We start from the raw sequence: 22,116 nt of genomic DNA, 5'->3' as shown, positions 1-22,116 counted from the left end.
CGAGGCGTCATACACCCGTACGTTAGCTATGACCACGGCGGTCGGAATCATCCTTAACGGCACGAAGCCTGGCGGAACGATCGTGACGACGTTCCTCTCCGCGATGAGGGATTGCCATGATGACCATCGATGACCTTCGCGAGCGGGCGCAGGCGTTGCGCAACCGTGGGCGCGCGACGGACGCGGCGCTGGTCGGCGAGATCGAGGCAGAGGTCCAGGAGTTGCACGCACTGCACGGCTCGGGTGTCGGCATGTCGCCCGAGCTGGCGGAGCGGCTGTCGCTGCTGGGCTGGCTGCTCTACGAGGCGTCCTGGCAGGTCGTGCAGCGGATCGAGCCGGGATTCGAGATCCTGGCCGACGCGTTCGGCGAGGAGAGCCAAGCTGCGTTCGAGCTGGCCACCCGGCTCGCGGAGGCGGCCCGGGTCATGCCGTGGCCGGAGCACGCGCCGCGGGCGCTCGGCGCGTTGCGCGCGCAGGCGCTCGCCGAGTCGAAGCGGGACACCGAGGACGGCTACGACCGGGCCTGGGAAGTGCACGAGGAGGTCCGGCTCAACCACGGGATTCTCCGGGAGGTCGTGACCACCCCGGAGGCGCAGCTGGCCCTGGACGAGATCCTGCTCCAGCTCGCCCTGGCCGAGACAGGCACCGCCTGCCGGACGGCCGAGCGCGTCATCTCCCGCTGGGGCGAGGGCGTCGAGTCCGGCGAGTTCCGGCCGACCGACGACGTCCGGTGGAGCCAGCGCATGTTCCGGGAGCTGTCCGACGGCATGCGCTACGGCGGGGAGGCCCTCGCCGCCGCGGCCCGGATCAGCGACCGGCACGGGTTCGCGGACGCCGTCGACGAGCACCGGCTCGCGCTGCCGACCGCGTTCCGCAATCCCGGCATCATGACCGCCCGGGCTGCGCTGCTGGTGCTGGCACTCACCGCGGAGATGGAGGGACTCGGGCGCAGCCCGCAGCACGGTCAGCGGTCCTGGCCGGAGCTCCGCGACGATCTGGTGCGCCGTTTCGAGGAGGCGTACCGGGCGGTCGAACGCCCCGTCATCGGCCCGGACGGGCGGGAGGTGCCGCTCAGTTACATCTACGTGCGGTCCCTGGTGCAGCTGCGGCTCACCGCGGCCGTGCTGGTCCCGGGACATTCGTTGCCGTCGGCGACCGTGGCCGAGCCGTGCCTGGCCATCGACCCGCTGGACGACACGGCCGTCGAGGCGATGTCGAGCTGGCTCACCGAGTCCGTCGACGGCCGCCAGCGCGGCGACGCCAACGTCATCGGCAGCGCCACGATGCCGAGTTTCATCCGCTCCGTGGAGGCGTGCCGGGCGGCGTACGGCACGGTCGGCGGCTACCGCGAATGGCGGAAACGGTGGCCCACACTCGACCGGTACGACGCGGAACGCGACCGGCGCGCCCGCGTCAAAGCCGTCCTCTGACATGGCCGGTCCCGGTCATGAGCGCAGCGGCACGCTCACCATCGTCGGCGACGTGCGCCTCGACATCCGCTCGATGCTGCCCGCCGGGGCGCTGGCCGACACCGCGGCCGACACGGACCTGTTCGCGCCGATGACGTTGACCGTCGCCGGCACCGCGGCGAATCTCGCGTCCTTCGCCGTCCAGCACTTCGCGCAGGTCAACGTCATCGCCGGCGTCGGCGACGACTTCGCGACGGCGGGCATCCGGGACCACCTGCAGCGTCTCGGCGTCGGCCAGCACCTGTTCGGCAAGCCGGGCCACGCCAACGCGACCACCGTGATCCTGCGCATGGGTGACGGCGCCAGGGTGATGGTCTCCAGCGACCCGTCGCCGAACCACCTGCTGTCGGTCGAGGACATCGACACCGTCGCGGCGGTGCTCGCGGCCTCGGACCTCGTCTTCACCGAGGGGCACTTCCTGCGGGGGGCGGCGTCCCGCCCGGCCGTGCACCACCTGGTCGACGTCTGCGCCGGGCTCGGCGTGCCGGTGTGCTTCGACCTGGTGCCGCACGACCTGGCCGGCTTCGTGCCGCTGGCCGAGCTCGCGCCGCTGCTGGCCCGCTGCTCGGTCGCGATCGCCAGCGCCCAGACGGCCGCGGCGCTGCTCGGCCGGCCCGGCGCGGAGCGGCAGGACGACGGCTTCGCGTGGTGGGCCGCCGAACAGCTCACGCGGGTGGTGGGGGCGGATACCACGTGGCTGATCCGGTGGGGACCCACGAACATCGAGCAGGTGGTGAGCTCCCGGCCCGGCGCCGCACCCCGCGCCTACGCGACCGGCTACGAGCTCGCCGCGGAGAAGACCGCGTACGGCGACCGGGTCGCGGCGGCCGAGCTGTGGTGCTGGCTCAACAAGGTCGACCTCGACGCGGCCATGCTGGGGCACGCCGGCGGCGCGCGCGGACAGGACGGCTGACCGCGCCGCTCGGGTAGGGTGCGATTCGTGACCGACGATGAGTTCGTGGCACCGGCCGCCTCGCTGCCCGAACGCGCACACGCCGTGTTTCCCCTTATCGCTCAGTGGATCTTCAGCGAGCCCATGGCCGAGCTGCTGGCGGCCTTCGACCAGCGGTTGCCCGCTCCCGGCGCCCCATGGGACGGCGCCGCGGACGACGCGGCGACCTGGCTCCACCTCGACGACGCGTTGCCCGAGGCGGTCCGTCCGATCTTCGACGAAGGCGTCGTGGCGCTCGCCGGGCTCTCCCCGGAGCAGACGGACACCCTGCGCCGGACCCTGGCCATCGAGCGGATGGCGGCCGGCCCGTTCAACTTCCGCGCCAACGGAGCGCAGTACAGAGAACGCTCGCAGGTCGCAATGGCCGATTTCGTCGACGGGCTCCGGGAGCGGATCCTGGTGCTGGCCGACGGCCTGGGGCTGGGCACGCCCCAGCCGCCGCGCCGCCGCCGCTATGACCGGACCCTGATCCTGGGCGGCGGATACCAGTCGCCGCAGCTGCGGACCCGCCATGCGGCGCAGCTGCGGGCCGGCGGCATCGACCTCGGTCAGATCAGCCTGCTGGGCAGCCCGCGGTTCCTCATGGTCGAGACGAACGAAGCCGGCGCCGTGCAGGACTACGCACCCGACGCGGTGGACGAGTTCGACCTGATGATCGGCGCCGCCCGGACCGAGTTCGGGCTGCGCCCCGAGCCGGTCCGCCTGCTGTGCGGCTGCGCCGCCACCGACCAGCTCTGCCCGTCCTGGCTGTCGCTGCACATCACCGGCGGCCAGGCGACGCCACCGCAGTACACCCACGAGCGCACGGTGGAGCTGCTGGACGGCAGCGGCCGGCCGGTCGCCGTCGCCCTGTCGGCGCACACCAGCCGGCCGCCCTACCGGCCCGACACCGGTGACACGCTCGCGTTGTGGTCGCGGCTGGCCGGACCCCGGGCCGGTGAGCAGGTGCTGCTGGTGACGAGCCAGCCGTTCGTGCCGTTCCAGGTCTTCGACAGCCTGCGCCGCCTGTACCTGCCCCACGGGCTGGACATCGACGTCGTGGCCTTTCCCCCCGAGTGGAGCGACCGGTTCTCGACCGCCGAGTCCTTCCTCCAGGAGACGCTGTCCGCGATCCGCTCGGCCCGGCGGCTCCTGGTCGACGCGACGGTGGCGCTGACGCCGGCGGCACCGCCGAGCCCCGGTGCCGCGGGCGAGCGGTGACGCCGGCCCGTCACGCGGCGGACCGGTCGGCGACGGCCTGGATCTCGTCGAGGGTGTCCGGGATCTCCGCTCCCGCCGACGCGTCGGGCAGGTCGTCCTCCATCCGGTGCAGGGGACGGTAGGCCAGGCCCAGCGCGCCCCAGGCCACCAGCAGCAGCCCGCACGCGACCAGGATCAGGCCGGTGCCCCGGTCGGCGCCGACACCCACCACCCGGCCGACCGTGTCCGCGAGCGCGCCGCCGGGCCTGAGCAGCGGCAGGACCGCGTCGGTGAGCGGCGGCGCGGTCAGGAACGCGATCGGGGTCATCGCGACCGCCAGCATCTGGTTGGTGGCCAGGACCCGGCCCTGGAGCTCCAGGCCCACCTTGACCTGGATGATGGCGAGCCAGTGCGCGTTGAGGACGGTCAGTGAGGCGTACCAGATGAGGCTGCCCACGGCGGCGGTCACGGTCGACGGCCGCACCCCCACCAGCACCGCGCCGAGCCCGACGCCGATGACGAAGCCGACCATGCCGGTGGCGCGGCGTTCGGCGCCGCCCCAGAGCACCATGGCGAGGGCGCCGAGGCCCGCGCCGACGCCGCTGCAGGTGGTGACGACGCTGACGGCGGTCGTGCCGCCGAAGGCGTACACGGTGGGCACGGTGACGGCCAGGGCGAGCATCGCCAGGTAGTTCTCCACCACGAAGAACCCGATCATGATCATCAGCGGGCGGCGCCGGACGAGGAACCGCCAGCCGCCGACGATGGCCCGCACGAAGGTCTCCTCCTGGCGGCGGAACAGCCGGTCGGGCAGGCGCACCACCAGGAGGGTGCCGATGCCCAGGAGCAGCGACACCACGTCGACCGCGACGACCCACGGCATGCCGAGCGCCGTGATCAGCGCACCGCCGGCGAGCGGCGCGATCAGCATGCCGATGCCGGGGCCGAGGTTCGCCAGGGCGTTGGCCTGTCCGAGGTACGGCTTGGGCACCAGCTGCGCCACCGCGGCCAGGTACGCGGGCCGGTGGAACGCGGTCACGGTGGACAGCAGCCCGGCGAGGAGCCCGACGCTCCAGATCTCCAACCGGCCCAGCGCGAGGAGGGTGACCACCACGGACATGATGGCGGCGCCCGCGCCGTTGCAGGCCAGCATGATGCGCCGCCGGTCGAACCGGTCCGCGACCGCGCCGCCCAGCGGCAGGATCACGATCGCCGGCAGCAGCGCCAGCATGGTGACGAGGGCGTAGTCGGCGACCCGGCCGTGCTGCTGGAACGCCCACACGCCCAACGCGAACGAGCTGAGCGCGGCGCCGACCAGCGACGCGGTCTGGCCGGTCGCCATGAGGTAGAACTCGCGCAGGTCGCGGCGGGCCCGGGCGCCGGTCACCGCGGTGCTGACCGGCGCCGGTGGCCGGCCCGCGCGCCAGTCCCGGACCGCGTCGGCGATGCAGCCGGCGGCCGCCGCGGCCTGGTGCTTGAGGAAGTAGTGCCCGGCCCGCGGCAGGACGGCGAGGGCCACCCGGTCGGCGAACGCGCCCCATTCCGCGTAGCGCTCCTCGTACAGTTCCGTGGACCGGTCCCGGGCGCCGATCAGGCACAGCACCGGCGCCCGCAGCCGGCGCCGGTCCGGGCGGGTCAGTTCGCGGGTGAACCAGGTCTGGGCCTCGTCCACGTCGTGGCGCAGCCCGCGCAGGATCACGTCGGCGTCGAGTTCCGCGTCGTCGTCGAGCCCGCCGAGGGTGCGCAGGAAGTCGCGGTACGCCCGGTCGGAGGTCCACCAGGTGGCGGGGATGCGCCGGTGGAGCCAGGCGGTGACCCGGCCGGGCAGCCGGGCGTTGGGGAAGCTGCCGCCGACGACGAGGCCGGCGACGTCGCGACCGTCGGCCTCCAGGCGCAGCGCCAGTTCGGTGGCGGCGGCCGAGCCGACGCAGTGGCCGTACACCAGCACCGGGCCGGGTGGCAGGTCGGCCAGGACCCGGTCGATGAGCTCCGTCATCGGCAGCGCCGGCTCGTCGGGCCGAGCCGGGTCGTGCCCGGGCAGCTCGACGGCGAGGACGGCCGCGCCCGGCATGCGCTGCGCCAGTTCCTTCGCGAGGGGCCCGTACGCGGCGGCCGAGCCACCGCCGTACGGGACGCAGACGACGGTGAGCGTGGCGGTCGTGGGGCCCGCCAGCCGGTGCAGCAGCCCGGCCGGGCCGCTGCCGCCGTCGAGGTGCGCGGCCAGGTCGCGGACGGTGGGGTGGGTGAACAGGTCGATGACCCGCAGCTGCGGGTCGATGGCGCGGACCGCGCGGACGGCCTTGAACGAGTCGCCGCCGAGGGCGAAGAAGTCGTCGTCGACCCCGACGTCGACCCCGTCGAGCACCTGGGACCAGGCCGTGGCGACCCGCACCTCGGTGAGGGTCTCCGGCGCGACCCGGGTGGCCGCGCCGGGCGGCTCGGGTACGGGCAGCGCGGCCCGGTCGACCTTGCCGTTGGCGGTCAGCGGCAGCCGGTCGAGGACGACGAACGCCGACGGGATCATGTAGTCCGGCAGCCGGTCCCGCAGCGCGGCCCGGACCAGGCCCGGGTCGGCGGTCGCGGGCGTGACCCAGGCGGCGAGCCGGCGCGTGTGCGCCTCGCCGACCGGCAGCACCACGGCCTCGCCGACGCCGTCGACCGCGCGCACGGCCGTGGCGACCTCGTTGAGCTCGACCCGGTAGCCGCGGATCTTCACCTGGTCGTCGACCCGGCCCAGGATCTGCACGAGACCGTGCGCGTCGACCCGGACCCGGTCGCCGGAGCGGTACCAGCCGTCCACGAACCGGTCGTCGGGTCCGTGCAGGTAGCCGCGGGCCACGCTCGGGCCGCCGATGCGCAGCTCACCCGGCACCCCCGCGGGCACCGGCCGGCCCGCCCGGTCGGTCACGAGGCAGTCGACGTTCGGCAACGGCCGCCCGATCGGGACCGTGCCGCGCCGACGGTCGACGGGGACCTCGCGCACGTCGCAGCCGAGCACGGAGACCGTGGTCTCGGTCGGGCCGTAGTGGACCTGCACGTCCAGGTCGGGGCGGACCGCCTCGATCCGTTCGATCAGCTCCCACGGGCAGGGCTCGCCGGCCAGGACGAGCAGCCGCCCGGGCAGCAGCGCGGCGAGGTCGCCGTGCGCGGCGAGGAGCTCCAGGTGGCTGGGCACCAGTTTCATCGCGGCGACCGGGTGCGCGGCCAGGTACGCGGCGAACGCCTCCGGGTCGGTGGCGGTCTCCCGGTCCACCAGGTGCACCACGCCACCGGTGCTCAGCGCCCCGAACAGGTTGGTCATGCCGAGGTCCGCCGCGTGCGTGGACACCAGGGCGAACGAGGGGTGCCGGCCGATGCGGTCGGCGACCGCGTGCAGGTAGTGCGTGATCTGCCGGTGCTCGACGGCGACGCCTTTGGGACGCCCGGTCGAGCCGGACGTGAAGATCACGTACGCGAGGTGGTCCGCCGGAACATCGACGGCCGGCGCCGGTTCGCCCGTGATGTCCGCGACGACGAGCGAGCCGGCGACCCGGCCCGCGAATGCCGCCTCGGTCAGCACGACCCGCGCCCCGGCGGCCTCGAGGATCTCCGCCACCCGCCCGTCCGGGTAGCCGGGGTCGATCGGGAGGTACGCGGCGCCGGCCTTCAGCGCGCCGAGCATCGCGACGGGCAGGCTGATCCCGCGTTCGGTCAGCACGGCGACGGGCTCCTCGGGCCGCACCCCGGCCGCCCGCAGTCGCGCCGCCACCACCGCGGCGCGCCGGTCGAGGTCGGCGTAGGTCAGCCGGCCGTCCGCGGCGACGACGGCGGTCGCGTCCGGTGTGAGGGTCGCGTGCCGCGAGATCAGCTCGTGCAGCGGCAGTTCCAGGTCGAACCGCGTCCGTGGTCCGGCCGGGCCGGGTCGCACGCCGGGTTCGAGGGGCAGGTCGCCGACCGGGCGGTCGGGCTCGGCGAGCAGGCCCGTGAGCAGTGCCAGGAACCAGCCCGCCAGCCGCCGCGCCGTGCCGTCGTCGAACAGGTCGGCGCGGTACACCAGCGAGCCCCGGTAGCCGTCGCCGGCCCGCGACAGCGTGAGGTTGAGGTCGTACTTGGTGGTGCGGACCGGCAGCTCGGTGACGTGCGCGTCCAGGTGGGCCAGGCGCATCGGCGCGGCCGGCTGCTCCAGGACGTTGAGCAGGACCTGGAAGATCGGGGTGGTGGCGAGGTTGCGCTCGGGCTGCAGCCGCTCCACGATCCGCTCGAACGGGGTCTCGGCGTGGGCCAGCGCGTCGATTGCCGTCTCGCGCGCCCGGGTCAGCAGTTGCCGGCCCGTCGGGTCGCCCGCACAGTCGGTGCGCAGCACCAGCGTACCGACGAAACAGCCGATCATCTTCTCGACGTCGGGATGGTGCCGGCCCGCGGCGGGGACGCCGACCGCGACGTCGTCGGTGCCGCACACCCGGGCGAGCAGCGCCTGCCATGCGGTGAGCAGCACCATGAACGGGGTGGCGCCGCAGGCCGCGGCCAGGTCGGCGACCTGCGCTGCGAGGGCGGCGGGCACGGCCACCGGCACCTGCCCGGCCTCGGCGCCGGCGATCGCGGGGCGGGGCCGGTCGGTCGGCAGGTCCAGCACCGGCGGCAGCCCCCGCAGCCGTTCGACCCACCAGTCGAGGTCCACTGTGGACGTCTCGCGGCCGGCCTGCCAGCGGGCGTAGTCGGCGTACTGCACCGCCGGCGCGGCCGGTGGCGGCCGCCGCAGCACCCGGGCGGTGTACAGCTCGGCGAGCTCACCCAGGGCCAGGTCGACGGACCAGGCGTCGAAGGCGATGTGGTGCACGACGAGCAGCAGCACGTGCTCGTCCGGGCCGGTGCGGCTGATCAGCGCGCGCAGCGGCGGCTCCTCGTCGAGCCGGAACGCCCGCTGCCGGAAGGCGTCGAGGGATCCGGCGACCTCGACGGGCACCGCCTCCGCCGCGCCGACGATCGCGGCAGGGGTGCCGTCGTCGTCGACGAACCGGCTGCGCAGCACGTGATGGCGGGTGGCGAGGTCGCGGATCGCGGCGGTCAGCGCGGTCACGTCGAGCGCGCCGGCCAGCCGCACGGTGGCCGTCACGTGGTACGCGACGCTGTCGGGCTCCAGCTGGTGCATGAACCACAGCCGTGCCTGCGCCGGGGACAGCGGCGCGGGCCGGTCCGGGTCCGAGACGGGGATGGTGGTGGCGGTGCGGGCGACGGCGCGGCGCGCCCCGGCCAGCCGCTGTTGGATCAGTGAACGCTGGCTGTCGGTGACCGTCACGCCTGCGTCACCTCGGCCAGCAGCAACGATTCGAGCGCGGCGGCGAAGCCCGCGAGGTCCGGCCGCTCGAACAGCAGCCGCACCGGCACCGGCAGGTCCAGCGCGTCCCGCAGCCGGCCGACGACCAGCGTCGCGGACAGCGAGTGCCCGCCGAGGGCGAAGAAGTTGTCGTGCACCGACAGCTCGTCGCGGTGCAGCACGGCACCCCAGACCTCGGCGACGAGCTGCTCCGCCTCACCCCGCGGCGCGACCCGCTCCCGCACCGCGTCGCGCGGCTCGGGCAGCGCGGCACGGTCCACCTTGCCGGAGCCGTTGACCGGCAGGGACGGCAGCGTCATCCAGCGGCGCGGCACCATCGCGTCGGGCAGCGCGGCCCGCAGCAGCGTCTCCAGCTCCGGCGGGTCCAGCACCGACCCCGCCCGCGGCACCACGTATCCGACGAGGTGCGCGTCGCCGCCGGCGCCGGCGACGGCAACCACCGCCTCGGCCACGCCCGGCACGGCCCGCAGCCGCGACTCGATCTCGCCGAGCTCGATGCGGTGCCCGCGCACCTTCACCTGGTGGTCGCGGCGCCCCAGGAACTCCAGCAGCCCGTCGCTGCGCCAGCGCACCAGGTCGCCGGTGCGGTAACAGCGCATCCCGGGCCGCACCGGGTCGGCGACGAACGCCGCCTCGGTCAGGTCGGGCCGCCCGTGGTAGCCGCGGGCCACACCGGCGCCGCCGATCCACAGCTCACCGACCGTCCCGGGCAGCGCGAGGCGGCCCGCGGCGTCCATCACGTACACCCACTCCCCGGCCATCGGGGAGCCGATCGGCACGGTGCCGCCGACGGGGGCGGTGACGTGGTGCATCGTGGACGTCACCGCGGTCTCGGTCGGGCCGTAGCCGTTCCAGAACTCGCCGAGGCGGGCCGTCAGCTCCCGGGCGAGGGCCGGGTCGACGGTCTCGCCGATGGCGACCGCCCGCACCGTCGGCGCCTGCCAGTCCGCGGCGACGAGCAGCCGGAACGTGGTCGGCGTCGCGGTCATCACGGTCACCTTGGACTCCGTGATCCGCTGCGCGACCAGGTGCCCGTCGACGGCCACGCCGCGTTCCAGCAGGACCAGCCGCAGGCCCCGGCCGAGGCCGACCCACAGTTCGAGGCCGGCCACGTCGAAGGAGAGGGCGGTCAGGCCGAGCATCACGTCGTCGGGCGTCACCGGCATCAGCTCGCAGTGCGCGGCGACGAACGCGGCGAGGCTGCCGTGGGTGAGCTCCACGCCCTTGGGGCGGCCCGTCGAGCCGGACGTGTACAGCACGTACGCGAGGTCGTCGGGCCCGACCGGCGGCAGCTCGTCCGGCTCGGTGGCCAGCGCCTCCGCCAGGTCGACGAGGACGGCGCCGGTGCCGTCGACGAGCGTCCGCGCCAGGTCCAGGGTTTCCGCCGCAGCGAGCACGACACCCGCGCCGGAGTCGCCGAGCTGGTAACGCAGCCGCTCCGCCGGGTGGTCGGGCTCCAGCGGCACGTACGCCGACCCGGCCCGCCACACCCCGACGAGCGCGGCGGGCAGGTGCCGGTCGCGGGGCAGGCAGATCCCGACCGGCGTGTCCGGGCCGGCGCCGTGCGCGCGCAGCGCGGTCGCGACCCGCGCCGCGGCGCGGGCCAGTTCGTGGTAGCTGAGCGTGCCGTCGCGGCCGTCGACCGCGACCGCGTCGGGCCGCGCGGCGGCCTGGGCGAGGACCGCGTCGAGCACGGTGGCGGGGGCGTGCGCGGGCAGGTCCGGGCCGGTGCCCAGGGCCAGCAGCGCACCCCGTTCGGCCTGGTCGAGCAGGTCGAGCCGGGACAGCGGGCGGTCCGGTTCGCGCAGCATGCCGTCGAGCAGGACGAGCAGCCAGCGCGCCCACCGTTGCACGGTCGCGGCGTCGAACAGGTCCCGGCGGTAGCTGATGAACCCGTCGTACCCGCCGGCACGGCCGGTCAGCGACAGGCTCACGTCGAACTTGTTGGAGTCCAGCGGGGAGTCGAGCCGTTCGGCGCGCACCGCCGGCAGCACCGGGTCGCGTTGGGGCGTTTCGAGGACGAACAGCATCGACTGGAAGATGGGCGTGGTGGCGGTGGAGCGTTCCGGCGCGACCGCCTCGACGACCCGTTCGAACGGCGCGTCGGCGTGCCCGAACGCTTCGAGGGTGGTGTCGCGGACCCGTTCGAGGAGTTGCCGCGCGGTCGGGTCGCCGGCCAGGTCCGTCCGCATCACCAGGGTGTTGATGAAGCAGCCGACGACGTCCTCGGTGGCGCGGTGGTGGCGCCCGGACTCCGGCACGCCGACCGCGACGTCCTCGCTGCCGCACAGCCGTCCCAGCAGCGCCTGCCAGGCCGCGAGCAGCACCATGAACGGTGTCGCGCTGCCGTCCCGGGCGGTCTCGCGGATCCGCGCGGCGAGGGCCGGCGGCAGGTGGACCGGCACGTAGCCGCCGGTCCAGTCGGCGACCGCCGGGTAGGGCCGGTCGACGGGCAGCGCGAGGGTCGGGGCGAGCCCGGCGAGGCGCCGCACCCACCAGTCGACGTGCTCGTCGGTGCCCTGGGCGGCGCGCGCGGCCTGCCATTCGGTGACGTCGGCGTACTGCAACCGGGGGGCCGGACGCGCGTCGGCGGCCGGCGGGGCCGCGTAGAGGGTGCCGAGCTCGTCGAGCATCAGGTCCTGCGACCAGGCGTCGGTGGCAATGTGGTGGACGGTCAGCACGAGGACGTGGTGGTCGGCGGCGAGGCGGAACAGCACCGCCCGCATCGGTGGCTCCCGGTCCAGCTGGAACGGCCGGCTCACCTCGGCCCTGACCGCCGCGGGGAGGGTCGCCTCGTCGGCGTCGACCAGGGTCAGTTCGATCCGGTCGGCCGGCCCGGCAACGGCCACCGGTTCGGCGGTTCCGGCCTGCGCTCCGGGTGGCACGATGACGCTGCGCAGGACCTCGTGGCGGGCGGCGACCTCACGCAGCGCCGCCAGGAGCGCGTCCGCGTCGAGCGGCCCGGTCAGCCGCAGCACGGCGGGCACGTGGTAGATCGACGTGTTGTCCTCGAACTGCGCATTGAACCATAACCGGCGCTGCGCCGGCGACAGCGGCTGCGGCGCGCCGGGGTCGGGCCGGCGCGGGATCTCCGCACCGGCTCCGGTCCGGGCGGCGGCGGCACGCGCGGCCGCCACCCGCCGCTCCATGAGCTCCCGCAGGGTGTCGCGGTCGCCGTGGGCGTTGTGGGTGTCGTGGGTGTCGTGGTCAGACAAGGTCATAGTCATTCCCCGAATGGATGTGGCCCGGTTCGGCCACGATGTCGTCCATGACAAGGCGCTCCAGTCGCTCGGCGAAGTTCGCCAGCACCGGATGGTCGAACAGCAGCCGCACCGGCACCGCGCAGCCCAGCGTGTCGCGCAGCCGGCCGGCGACCCTGGTCGCGGCGAGCGAGTGCCCGCCGAGGCCGAAGAAGCTGTCGTCGGCGCCGATCCGGTCCGCGGCGAGGACCTGCGCCCACACGTCGGCGACCAGCTGCTCCATCACCGACCGGACCGGCCGGTGGGACGTGTCGCCGCCCGGCTCCGGCAGCGCGGTCAGGTCTACCTTGCCGCTGGGCATGGTCGGCAGCGCGTCGAGCACCACCCAGCGGTGCGGCACCAGATATTCGGGCAGGCGGCCACGCAGGTACGCGGCCGCCTGGCCCGCGGTGACCGGGCCGGTGACGTACCCGACGAGGTGCGCCTCGGCGCCCTGCCCCCGCGCCGTGACCACCGCGTGCGCGACCTCGGGGTGCTCGCGCAGCACCGCCTCGATCTCGCCCAGCTCGACCCGGTGCCCCCGGATCTTCAGCTGGTGGTCGCGCCGGCCGCAGAACACCAGTTCGCCGTCCGGTCGCCGGCGGACCAGGTCCCCGGTGCGGTAGCAGCGCCCGCCGGCCACGAACGGGTCGGGCACGAACGCGGCGTCGGTCAGCTCCGGCCGGCCGTGGTAGCCGAGCGCGGGACCTTCGCCGCCGATCCACAGCTCGCCCGCGACGCCGGGCGGCGCGAGCCGGCCGAGCGGATCCATGACGTAGAGCCGCTCCCCCGGCAGCGGATGCCCGATCGGCACGGCATCGTCCACTTCGGACACCCGGTGCGCCGCCGACAGCACGGTCGCCTCGGTCGGCCCGTAGACGTTCCACAGCTGCCCGACCCGCGGCAACAGGTCGCGGGCCAGGGCCGCGTCCAGGGTCTCGCCGCCGGCCCACACCCGCAGGTGGGGCGCGCCGGTCCAGCCGGACGCGAGGAGGGTGCGCAGCATCGTCGGCGGCACGTTCATCACGGTGACACGGTGCGCGGCGATGCGCTCGGCGAGCCGGTACCCGTCCACGGCGCTGTCGCGGTCCACCACGACGCAGCAGGCGCCCGCGCCGAGCGTGGACCAGAGCTCCGCGCAGGACGTGTCGAAGCTGAGCGTGGCCACGGCGAGCATCCGGTCGCCGGGCCCGATGCCGGGTTCCTGCCGCAGCGCCCCGGCGAGCGCGGCGAGGCCGGCCTGCCCGACCGCGACCCCCTTGGGTGTCCCGGTCGAGCCGGACGTGTACAGCAGGTACGCCAGGTCCCCGGGCCCGACCGGCGGGAGTGCCACCTCCACCCCGGACACCCGGTCCAGGTCGAGCGGGTGGGTCCCGGCCACACCTGCCGCCGCGGCGGCGGTCGCGGTGCGGCACAGGACGGTCCGCAACCCGCCGTCGGCGGCGAGCCAGGCGAGGCGCTCCGCGGGCAGCTCGGGTTCCAGCGGCAGGTACGCCGCGCCGGCCCGCCACACGCCCAGCAGCGTCGCGGGCAGCCGGTGGTCGCGGGGCAGGCACACGCCGACGACCTCGCCCCGGCGGGTGCCGTGGGCCAGCAGCACCGAGGCGACCACGGTCGAGGCGTCCCACAGCTGCCGGTACGTCATCCCGGCGTCCGCACCGGTCACGGCGACGTCGTCGGGGCGCTGCCGCACGTGCCGCGCGACCGCGTCCACCACCGTGGCGGGCGCGTCCGCCGGGAGCGCCGGCCCGGCGGCGCGGCCCAGCAGCTCCGCCCGTTCGGCCGCGGTGACCAGCGGCAGCCGCGCCAATGGCCGGTCCGGGTCGGCGGCCAGCTCGGCGAGCACGAACAGCAGCCGGTCGGCGAACCCCTCCGCCCAGGCCCGGTCCGTCAGGTCGACGTCGTACTCCAGCTGCAGCTCGGTGCCGGCGGCGGTCTCGTTGACGAACACGGTGAGCGGGTTCTGCGCCCCGCCGCAGCTCAGCTCGCCGAGCAGGTCCAGGCGCAGGCTGCCGTGCTCGACGCAGACCGGCAGGTCGGCCGGCTGCGCGGACAGCACCACCGGGGTGAGCATCGCGCCGCGGGCAGCCGCGCCGACCGCTTCGAACAGGTCCTCGGTGGATGGGCGGGGCCGGTCCAGGGCCCGGGCCGTCGTCGCCGCGGCGGCCGCGATCGTGTCGCGGACCGTGTCGGTGGGTCGCAGCCGCTGCCGGACCGGCAGCACGTCGACGAGGGGCCCGATCACCCGGTCCAACTCTGGTCCGGCGCGCCGGGCGACGACGGCGCCGACCAGGACGTCGGCGCGGGCGGTGCACCCGGCCAGCAGCAGCCCGAGCCCGGCGAGCCAGCCGGCGAACGGCGCGGTGCCGCTCGCGGCGCAGACCTCCGCGAGCCCGGTCACCAGCGACGGCGGCACGGGGCGGGTCAGCCGCTCGCCCCGGAACCCGCCGGCGCCCGGGAACAGCTCGTTCGGTGGGGACGCGCCGTCCAGGTCGTCCCGCCACGGCCGTCCGGCTGGCCCGCCGGCTGCTGCCAGGGCGAGGTCGCCGACCTGTACCGGCGGCGGGTCGACGGTGCCGGGCGCGGTCAGCTCGGCCGCCAGCTCGGTGAGGAACGTCCCCGTGGACCAGCCGTCGAACGCGACGTGGTCGGTGACGACGACCAGCTCCGAGACGCCTGCGGTGAGCCGGATCAGTTCGACCCGCAGCAGCGGTACCGCGGCGGACAGGTCGAACGCGTGCCGGGCCGCGGCGGCGGCGATCGTGTCCGCCTGCTCCTGGCGCACCGCCGGGGGCCGGTCGCGCAGGTCGTGCTCGGTGACCGGCACCGCGGTGCCCGTGCCGACCACGGCCAGGGGTTCGCCGTCGCGTTCGACGATCCGGCTGCGCAGCACCTCGTGCCGGGCCACCAGCGCGGCCAGCGCCGAGTCCAGGGCCGGCCGCAGGGCCGCCGCCGGCTCGACCGGCCAGGTCAGCCGGGCCCGGAACGCCACCGTCGTCACGGTCGACACGGGGCTGATCTGCCGCAACGTCCACAGCTCGCGCTGGGTCGGGGTGAGCGGATACTCGACGGTCCCTTCGTGGCGCACCGGGCCGTGCCCGGACGGGGCCGCGCCCTGCTGCACGAGGCCGGCGAGGGCGGCGACGGTCGGCTCGGCGAGGAAGCCGGCCAGGGGGACCGTGGTGACGAACTCCCGGCCGGCGAGCGCGCAGACCCGGGCCGCGGCCAGGGAGTGTCCGCCGAGGTCGGCGAAGCGGTCGTCGACGCCCACCCCGGCGATGCCCAGCACGTCGCCGACGATCGCGGCCAGGGTCGCCTCCGTGGACGTGCGGGGCGCGACGTACGCCGCCTCCGTCGCGCGGCGGGCCGGCAGCGGGGGCAGGGCCGCCCGGTCGACCTTGCCGTTGGGGCCCAGCGGCAGCCGCTCGGCGACACCGAACCGGGTCGGCACCAGGTGGTCCGGGACCCTGCGGCGCAGCCAGGCGCGCAGGCTGCGCTCGTCGACGCCGGTCGCCTCCACGTGCCCGACCAGGTGGGCGGTGCCGTCGGCGTCGGCGACCGCGAGCACGCAGGCGCGGCGGACGGCCGGGTGCCGGGCCAGCACCGCCTCGATCTCGCCGGGCTCGACCCGGTACCCGCGGATCTTCACCTGGTCGTCGGCGCGGCCGGCGAAGCGCAGCACGCCGCCGGAGGAGCGGACCAGGTCGCCGGAGCGGTACCAGCCGCCGGCGAACCGGTCGTCGGGCCCGTGCAGGTAGCCGCGGGCGACGACCGGGCCGCCGATCCACAGCTCGCCCAGTTCGCCGTCGGCGACCGGGTTGCCGGCGCCGTCCCGCACCGACGTCACCGCGCCCGCGACCGGGCGCCCGATCGGCGGCTCGCCGGTGTCGTCGCGGCCGACCTCGGCGACCGCGCAGGTGGTGGTGCATTCGGTGGGGCCGTACAGGTTGAGCACCCGCCGCACTCCCGGGTTGGCGTAGATCCGGTCGACGAGGGCGCGGGTGAGCGGCTCACCGCCGGCGAACACGGCCCGCACCCCGGCCGGCAGCGGCTCGCGCAGCAGCGCGGCGAGCGCGGACGGCACGCCGTACACGGTGCTCACCTCGTCGCGGGCCGGCAGCGTGGGCAGCGCCAGGATGTTTTCGGCGAGGATGACGGTGCCGCCGGTGACGATCGGCAGGAACAGCTGGCTGATCGAGGGGTCGAAGCAGATCGAGGCGGTGGCGAGCATGCCGCGCAGCTCCTCGGCGGTGTACGCCGCCGCCTCCCAGCGCAGCAGGTTCATGGTGTTGCGGTGCTCGACGACGACGCCCTTGGGCCGGCCGGTGGAGCCGGAGGTGTAGATGACATAGGCCGCGTCGGTGCCGTCGCCGGGCAGCCCGAGCGCCGTGCCGTCGCGGTCGTCGCCGATCGCGTCGACGGCGACCGCTTCCGGGCCCGCGATCCGGTGGTTCGTGGCGCGGGTGGTGGCGACCAGGCGCATCGTGGCGTCGGCGGCGATGTAGGCGAGGCGCTCCGCCGGGTACGCCGGATCCATCGGCACGTAGGCGGCGCCGGTCTTCAGCACGCCCAGCAGCGTGGGCAGCAGGTGCTCGTCGCGCGGCAGGCACACCCCGACGAGGTCGCCGGGCCCGGCGCCGGCCCGGCGCAGCTCCCGCGCGATCCGGTTCGCCCGGGCGTCGAGCTCCGCGTACCGCGTGCGGACCTGCCCGGCGATCACCGCGACCCGGTCCGGGGTGCGCTGCGCCTGCTCCTCGAACGCGAGATGGACACGATGAGACACGCGCAGTCCTCCCCCGTGCATGGCACCGATGCCACGACGTTGCTTAGAGGAATCATGCCGCATCTATCTGTGCGACGAAACCGCATCCACGATCATCGGTTTTCCGCGCCGGCCGGAGACACCGGCGCCTTGAGCTGAAGTGCGGTTGAGATTTTATTCTCCGCGGCATGACCTTCGTGATCGCCCTACCGTGTGTGGACCTGAAGGACAAAGCCTGCCTCGACGCGTGCCCCATCGACTGCATCGCCGAGGGCGACCGCATGCTGTACATCAACCCTGATGAGTGCGTCGACTGCGGCGCCTGCGAGCCGGTCTGCCCGGTCGAGGCGATCTACTACGAGGACGACCTGCCCGACGGCTACGGTGGCTACACCGCCGTCAACGCCGAGTTCTTCGCCGCGGCCGGCTCCCCCGGCCCGGCACCGTCCGACCATCCGCTCGTGACGGCCCTGCCCCCGCAGGACCACGGCGCCTGAGTCTCGGACCGGCGGGCCGGCTGATAGGCTTCAATCAGTACAAATGCCTTGATCCACGTATTCATTGAGGTGATCGACATCGCTTCCATCCGTCACGAGGTCGTGGTCGCTCGGCGTCCGCAGGAGGTGTGGGACGTGCTGCGGGACGTCGGTGCGGTGCACCGCCGGCTGCTGCCGGGGCGGGTGCAGGACGTCAGCATCGACGGGAGCGTCCGGACGCTGACGATGCCGGACGGGCATGTCGTGCGCGAGCTCATCATCGACGTGGATGACGACGCGCGCCGCCTCGCCTATGCCGTCGTCGAGGGCGCCCGGCCCCCGCTGGAGCACCACCACGCGACGTTCCAGGTGTTCGACGAGGGCGACGCGCAGAGCCGGCTGGTCTGGGTCACCGACATCCTGCCCGACACCCTGGCCGACCTCATCCGGGAACGCTCCGCGCGCGGCGCCGCCGAGATGAAGCGGGTCATCGAGTCGTCCGAGCAGTGACCGTCCCTCCGGGGGAGGGTCACTCCCCCGGAGGCGCACGTCCGGCCGTCAGCGCTTGACGGGCCAGGGCAGCTTCTTGCGGTCCAGCTTCCCGCTCGGCGTCGTCGGCATCTCGCTCACCGCGACGACCGCGTTCGGCAGCATGTACTCCGGGACGCTGCGCGCCAGGAAGCCCCGCAGGTCCTTGGTCGACGGCACCGTGTCGCCGGACGGGATGACGTAGGCGACGAGCTTGGCGAACTCGGTGTCCTCGTCGCGCAGCGCGACGGCGGCGTCCTTGACGGCCTCGTGCCGGACCAGGATGCTCTCGATCTCGCCGAGCTCGACCCGGAAGCCACGGATCTTCACCTGGGCGTCGGCGCGGCCGATGTACTGCATGTCCCCGCCCGGCAGCGGAATCACCAGGTCGCCGGAGCGGTAGAGCCGCTGCGGCCCGCCGTCGGCGGCGAAGGGGTTCGGGATGAACCGGGCCTCGGTCAGCTCGGGGCGGCGCAGGTAGCCGCGGCCGACGCCGGGGCCGCCGACGTAGAGCTCGCCGACCTCACCCTCCGCGACCGGCCGCAGGTCGTCGTCCAGCACGTAGAGCTCCAGGTCGGGGATGGCCACGCCGATGACGCTGGCGGCGCTTTCCGTGTCGGCGAGGTCGATCTCCCGGTAGGTGGAGTGCACCGTCGTCTCGGTGATGCCGTACATGTTCACCAGCCGCGGCACCTGGTCGCCGTGCCGGTCGAACCACGGCCGCAGCGTCGGGATGTTGAGCGCCTCACCGGCGAACACGACGAAGCGCAGCGCGAGCCCGCTGCCCGGGCCGGCGAGCTCGTCGGCCGCGGCGAACTGCTTGAACGCGGTCGGGGTGTGGGTCAGGATGGTGACGCCCTCGGCGACGACCAGGGCGTAGAACTGCTCGAAGGAGCGGCTCACCGGCTGCGGGACCACGACCAGCCGGCCGCCGTAAGCGAGGGCCCCCCACATCTCCCAGACGGACAGGTCGAAGGCGGCGGAGTGGAACAGCGCCGTCACGTCCGACGGTCCGAAGTGGAACCAGTGCTCGGTGGCGGTGAACAGCCGGGCGACGTTCGTGTGGTCGATCAAAACGCCCTTGGGCCGCCCGGTGGAGCCGGACGTGTAGATGACGTAGGCGAGGTCGTCGGCGCCGGCCCCGCCCGGCGGGTTCCCGGCCGGCTGCTCGGCGAGGGCCGGGCCGAGGTCGTCGAGGACGAGCACGTCGAGGTCCGGCCCGGCGGGCGGCAGCTTGTCCTGCTGCGCGCGTTCGGAGACCAGCAGCGGCACCGCCGAGTCCTCGAGCATCAACGCGAGGCGCTCGTCGGGGTACTGCGGGTCCAGCGGCAGGTACGCCGCGCCGCTCTTGAGGATGGCCAGGACGGCCACGACCAGCTCGGCGGAGCGCTCGATGCAGACGCCCACGAGCAACCCCGGGCCGGCGCCCCGGGCGCGCAGCAGGTGCGCCAGCCGGTTGGCGCGCCCGTTGAGGTCCGCGTAGGTCAGCCGCTCGGCGCCGGCCGTCACCGCGATCGCGTCCGGGGTGTCCCGGACCCGGTCCTCGAACATCTGGTGTACGCACTGCATGTGGCTCTCCTGGTCGTGTCTTGAGGGTGTGGCCTGGTCCTGGGTCACTGCTGCTGCGCGGGACGTCCGTGGCCGTTGCTGCCCGCGACGGTCCGCGGCAGCTCGCGCGGGCGCGCGGACAGCCGCCGGCGCAGCCCCGCCACGGTCGACGCGTCGGCGGGCGGCGGCGTCACGGCCGTGACGGCCTCGGCGGCGACCTGGGTGGTTGCGCCGGTCCGGTACTGCTCCCGCCGGAACGGGTAGGTCGGCAGGTGCAGCCGGCGCGGGTGGTCGCCGCCGCGCCAGCGGCTCCACGGCAGGTCGTAGCCGAGGCAGTACAGGTCGGCGAGGGCCTGCAGGGACTCCAGCCAGTCCTGCGGCGCGGCGGCCCCGCCGGCGATGAGGTCCTCGGCGTAGCGGCGCAGCGCCGGCCGCCCGGTGAACTCGCGTGGCGCGCTGCCGCGGAAGCAGTTGGCCGGGGTCACGCCGGCCGCCGCCTGCCGCAGCGCGGCTACCGCGTCCTCGCGTTCCCGCACGATCACGGCCAGCCGGTGCCGGAAGTGCCTGCGCCCGGCCATCAGCGTGTACGCGACGTCGGGCAGGTCGGCGGCGGCGTCGCGCTCCAGGTACGCGGCCAGGTCCTCGACCCGCTGCCGCAGGCTGTCCTCGCTCTGTGCGGACAGCAGCAGCACCTCGTACGGGGCGGGCCCGGCGCCGCGCGCTGCCGACGGCGGGCGGCGCTCCTGGTACTCCTCGACGACGACGTGGGCGTTGGTGCCGCTGATGCCGAAGGCGCTGACCGCGCCGAGCAGCGGCCGGTCGCCGGTCCACGGCCGGGTCTCCCGGTTCACCACGAACGGGCTGTCGTCCCATTCGATGAAGTCGTTCTCCTCCTCGAAGTGCAGGCTGCCGGGGATGCTGCGGTGCCGGATCGCCTGGACCAGGCTGATGAGGCTGACCACGCCGGACGCGGCGAACGAGTGGCCGAGGTTGGTCTTGGTCGAGGTGAGGGCGCAGTGCCCGCGCCGGGTGGTGCGCCGCCGGAACACCTCGCTGAGCGCGTTGACCTCGATCGGGTCGCCGAGCCGGGTGCCGGTGCCGTGGGCCACGACGTACCCGATGTCGCCGGGGTCCACGGCGTAGCGGTCGTACACCTCGGTGAGCAGCTTCGCCTGGGCGGCGCCGCTGGGGGCGGCGATGCCGTTGGTCGACCCGTCGTAGTTGATGCCGCTGCCGCGGATCACCGCGTGGATCGGGTCGCCGGCCGCGACCGCGTCGGAGAGGCGCTTGAGCACCACGACGGCGACCGCCTCGGCCGGCACCATGCCGTTGGCCCGCTTGTCGAAGGCGTAGCAGCGCCGGTCCGGGGAGAGCAGCCCGGCCTCGTGCATGCCGCCGAGGGAGTCGGGGTGCAGCAGCAGGGTCACCCCGGCCGCGACGGCGGTGTCGCACTCGCCGCCGCGCAGGCTCTGGCAGGCCTGGTGGGTGCTGACGAGCCCGGACGAGCAGGCGGTGTTGATGGCCATGTTCGGGCCGTCGAGGTTGAGGAAGTAGGCCAGGCGCGCGGCGAGGACGCCCTCGTGGTCGGAGAGCAGCATGCCCCCGCCGCCGGTCTCGAGGTGGTAGTCGCCGCGTTCGACCCCGACGAACATGCCGATCTTCCCGGCCGTCACCTGGTCGTCGCCGTAGCCGGCGTCTTCGAGGGCCCGCCAGGACTCCTGCAGTAGGAGCCGCTGGCGCGGGTCCATCAGCTCCGCCTCGGCGGGCGAGATCGCGAAGAACTCGGGGTCGAACTCGTAGGCGCCGGGCGCCCAACCGGCCCACCACGGGCCGGGAATGCGGTCCGGGTCGGTGGGCCGCACGGCGTCCTTGCCGCCGGCGAGCAGGTCCCACAGTTCGTCCACGTCGCGTGCGCCGGGGAAGCGCCCGCTCATGCCGATCACGGCGATCGGCTCGTCGTCGCGGCGCCTGCCCGGCGTGCTTGGCGTGCTTGGCGCTGCGGCGATCCAGGGTCGGCCGGCCGGGCCCTCGGCCGACGTGCCCGCCGAGGTCGGCGTCTTCTGCGGGGGTGCGGCTCGGCGCGGGGACGCGGCGGCGCGGGTCGGCGCCGGTGCGGCCGGTTCGCCGCCGTAGAACGCGCGGACGGCGCCGGCGTGCTCGGCGAGGTAGTGGCGGGCGAGCCCGGCGACGGTCGGGTAGCTGTACAGGGTGGCCGGGGTAAGGACGGTCCCGAAGTGTTCGGTGAGGCGGGTCGCCAGCTGCGGGATGCGGATGGAGTCGATGCCGTAGTCGGCGAGGTTCTTGTCGGCGTCGACCCGGTCGGGTGCCATCTTGAGCACGCCGCCGAGGTGTTCCTTGAGGTCCTGGACGAGGCACTGTTCGACGGTCATGCCGCGCATGCCAGGCCGTCGTCCGGGTCCGGCCGGCGTCTCGGTCGCCTGTGTCGGCGCCTCGGTCACCTGGGCCGTCGTCTCGGGGGTCGATGCGACGGGAAGGTCCTGTCCGTCTGTGGGCACCCAGTACCGTTCGCGGGCGAACGGGTACGTGGGCAGGGTCAGTGGTTGCGGGGTGCCGTTGGGGTACAGCCGCTGCCAGTCGACGTCGCCTCCGGCGACCCAGCCGTCGGGGTCGGCCGGCGCGGCCGGGCCG

General features: G+C 74.7%; 10 protein-coding genes. 5 read left to right on the top strand and 5 right to left on the bottom strand.

Annotated elements, in window-relative coordinates:
- The first annotated feature begins 116 nt into the window (after positions 1–116).
- Genes AB0K00_RS51805 through AB0K00_RS51795 form a run of 3 tightly spaced genes read left to right on the top strand, consistent with a single transcriptional unit; the run spans position 117 to position 3,621 of the window.
- Positions 117–1,430, top strand: coding sequence for a hypothetical protein (locus tag AB0K00_RS51805; RefSeq protein ID WP_363538249.1), 1,314 nt, complete (start codon positions 117–119; stop codon positions 1,428–1,430).
- A gap of 1 nt (position 1,431) precedes the next feature.
- The gene (locus tag AB0K00_RS51800; RefSeq protein WP_363538248.1) at positions 1,432–2,382 is read left to right on the top strand and encodes a PfkB family carbohydrate kinase; all 951 of its coding nucleotides are present in this window, start codon (positions 1,432–1,434) and stop codon (positions 2,380–2,382) included.
- A 27-nt stretch (positions 2,383–2,409) separates the two neighbouring features.
- Complete coding sequence (locus tag AB0K00_RS51795) at positions 2,410–3,621, top strand: hypothetical protein (RefSeq protein WP_363538247.1); 1,212 nt, start codon at positions 2,410–2,412, stop codon at positions 3,619–3,621.
- 10 nt (positions 3,622–3,631) lie between these two features.
- Here the strand turns inward: AB0K00_RS51795 and AB0K00_RS51790 are convergent, their stop codons facing one another.
- Genes AB0K00_RS51790 through AB0K00_RS51780 form a run of 3 tightly spaced genes read right to left on the bottom strand, consistent with a single transcriptional unit; the run spans position 3,632 to position 16,936 of the window.
- Positions 3,632–8,875, bottom strand: coding sequence for an amino acid adenylation domain-containing protein (locus tag AB0K00_RS51790; RefSeq protein ID WP_363538246.1), 5,244 nt, complete (start codon positions 8,873–8,875; stop codon positions 3,632–3,634).
- Positions 8,872–12,135 carry an amino acid adenylation domain-containing protein gene (locus AB0K00_RS51785; RefSeq protein ID WP_363538245.1) on the bottom strand — a complete coding sequence of 1,088 codons (3,264 nt, stop codon included), beginning with the start codon at positions 12,133–12,135 and terminating at the stop codon, positions 8,872–8,874. Before AB0K00_RS51785 ends, AB0K00_RS51790 begins: the two co-directional genes overlap by 4 nt.
- Positions 12,122–16,936, bottom strand: coding sequence for an amino acid adenylation domain-containing protein (locus tag AB0K00_RS51780; protein WP_363538244.1), 4,815 nt, complete (start codon positions 16,934–16,936; stop codon positions 12,122–12,124). The genes AB0K00_RS51785 and AB0K00_RS51780 overlap by 14 nt, the downstream gene beginning before the upstream one ends.
- 167 nt (positions 16,937–17,103) lie before the next feature.
- On the opposite strand from AB0K00_RS51780, the gene fdxA reads away from it, so the two are divergent.
- Positions 17,104–17,412 (top strand): ferredoxin, encoded by a 309-nt coding sequence (gene fdxA, locus AB0K00_RS51775; RefSeq protein ID WP_363538243.1) that lies wholly within the window; start codon positions 17,104–17,106, stop codon positions 17,410–17,412.
- 69 nt (positions 17,413–17,481) lie between these two features.
- Entirely contained in the window at positions 17,482–17,901 is a 420-nt protein-coding gene (locus AB0K00_RS51770) for an SRPBCC family protein (protein WP_363538242.1), read from the top strand.
- Positions 17,902–17,949: 48 nt separating this feature from the next.
- Here AB0K00_RS51770 and AB0K00_RS51765 read toward each other — a convergent pair whose 3' ends face one another.
- Positions 17,950–19,488: an amino acid adenylation domain-containing protein gene (locus AB0K00_RS51765; protein ID WP_363538241.1), complete on the bottom strand. Its 1,539-nt coding sequence runs from the start codon at positions 19,486–19,488 to the stop codon at positions 17,950–17,952.
- A gap of 44 nt (positions 19,489–19,532) precedes the next feature.
- A partial coding sequence (locus AB0K00_RS51760) for a beta-ketoacyl synthase N-terminal-like domain-containing protein (protein WP_363538240.1) occupies positions 19,533–22,116 on the bottom strand: 2,584 nt, incomplete at its 5' end.

Source organism: Dactylosporangium sp. NPDC049525 (assembly GCF_040676755.1).
In the GTDB taxonomy this organism is placed as follows: domain Bacteria; phylum Actinomycetota; class Actinomycetes; order Mycobacteriales; family Micromonosporaceae; genus Dactylosporangium.
The sequence above is the reverse complement of the archived record's forward strand: the minus strand, read 5'-3'. Positions and strand labels throughout refer to the sequence as shown.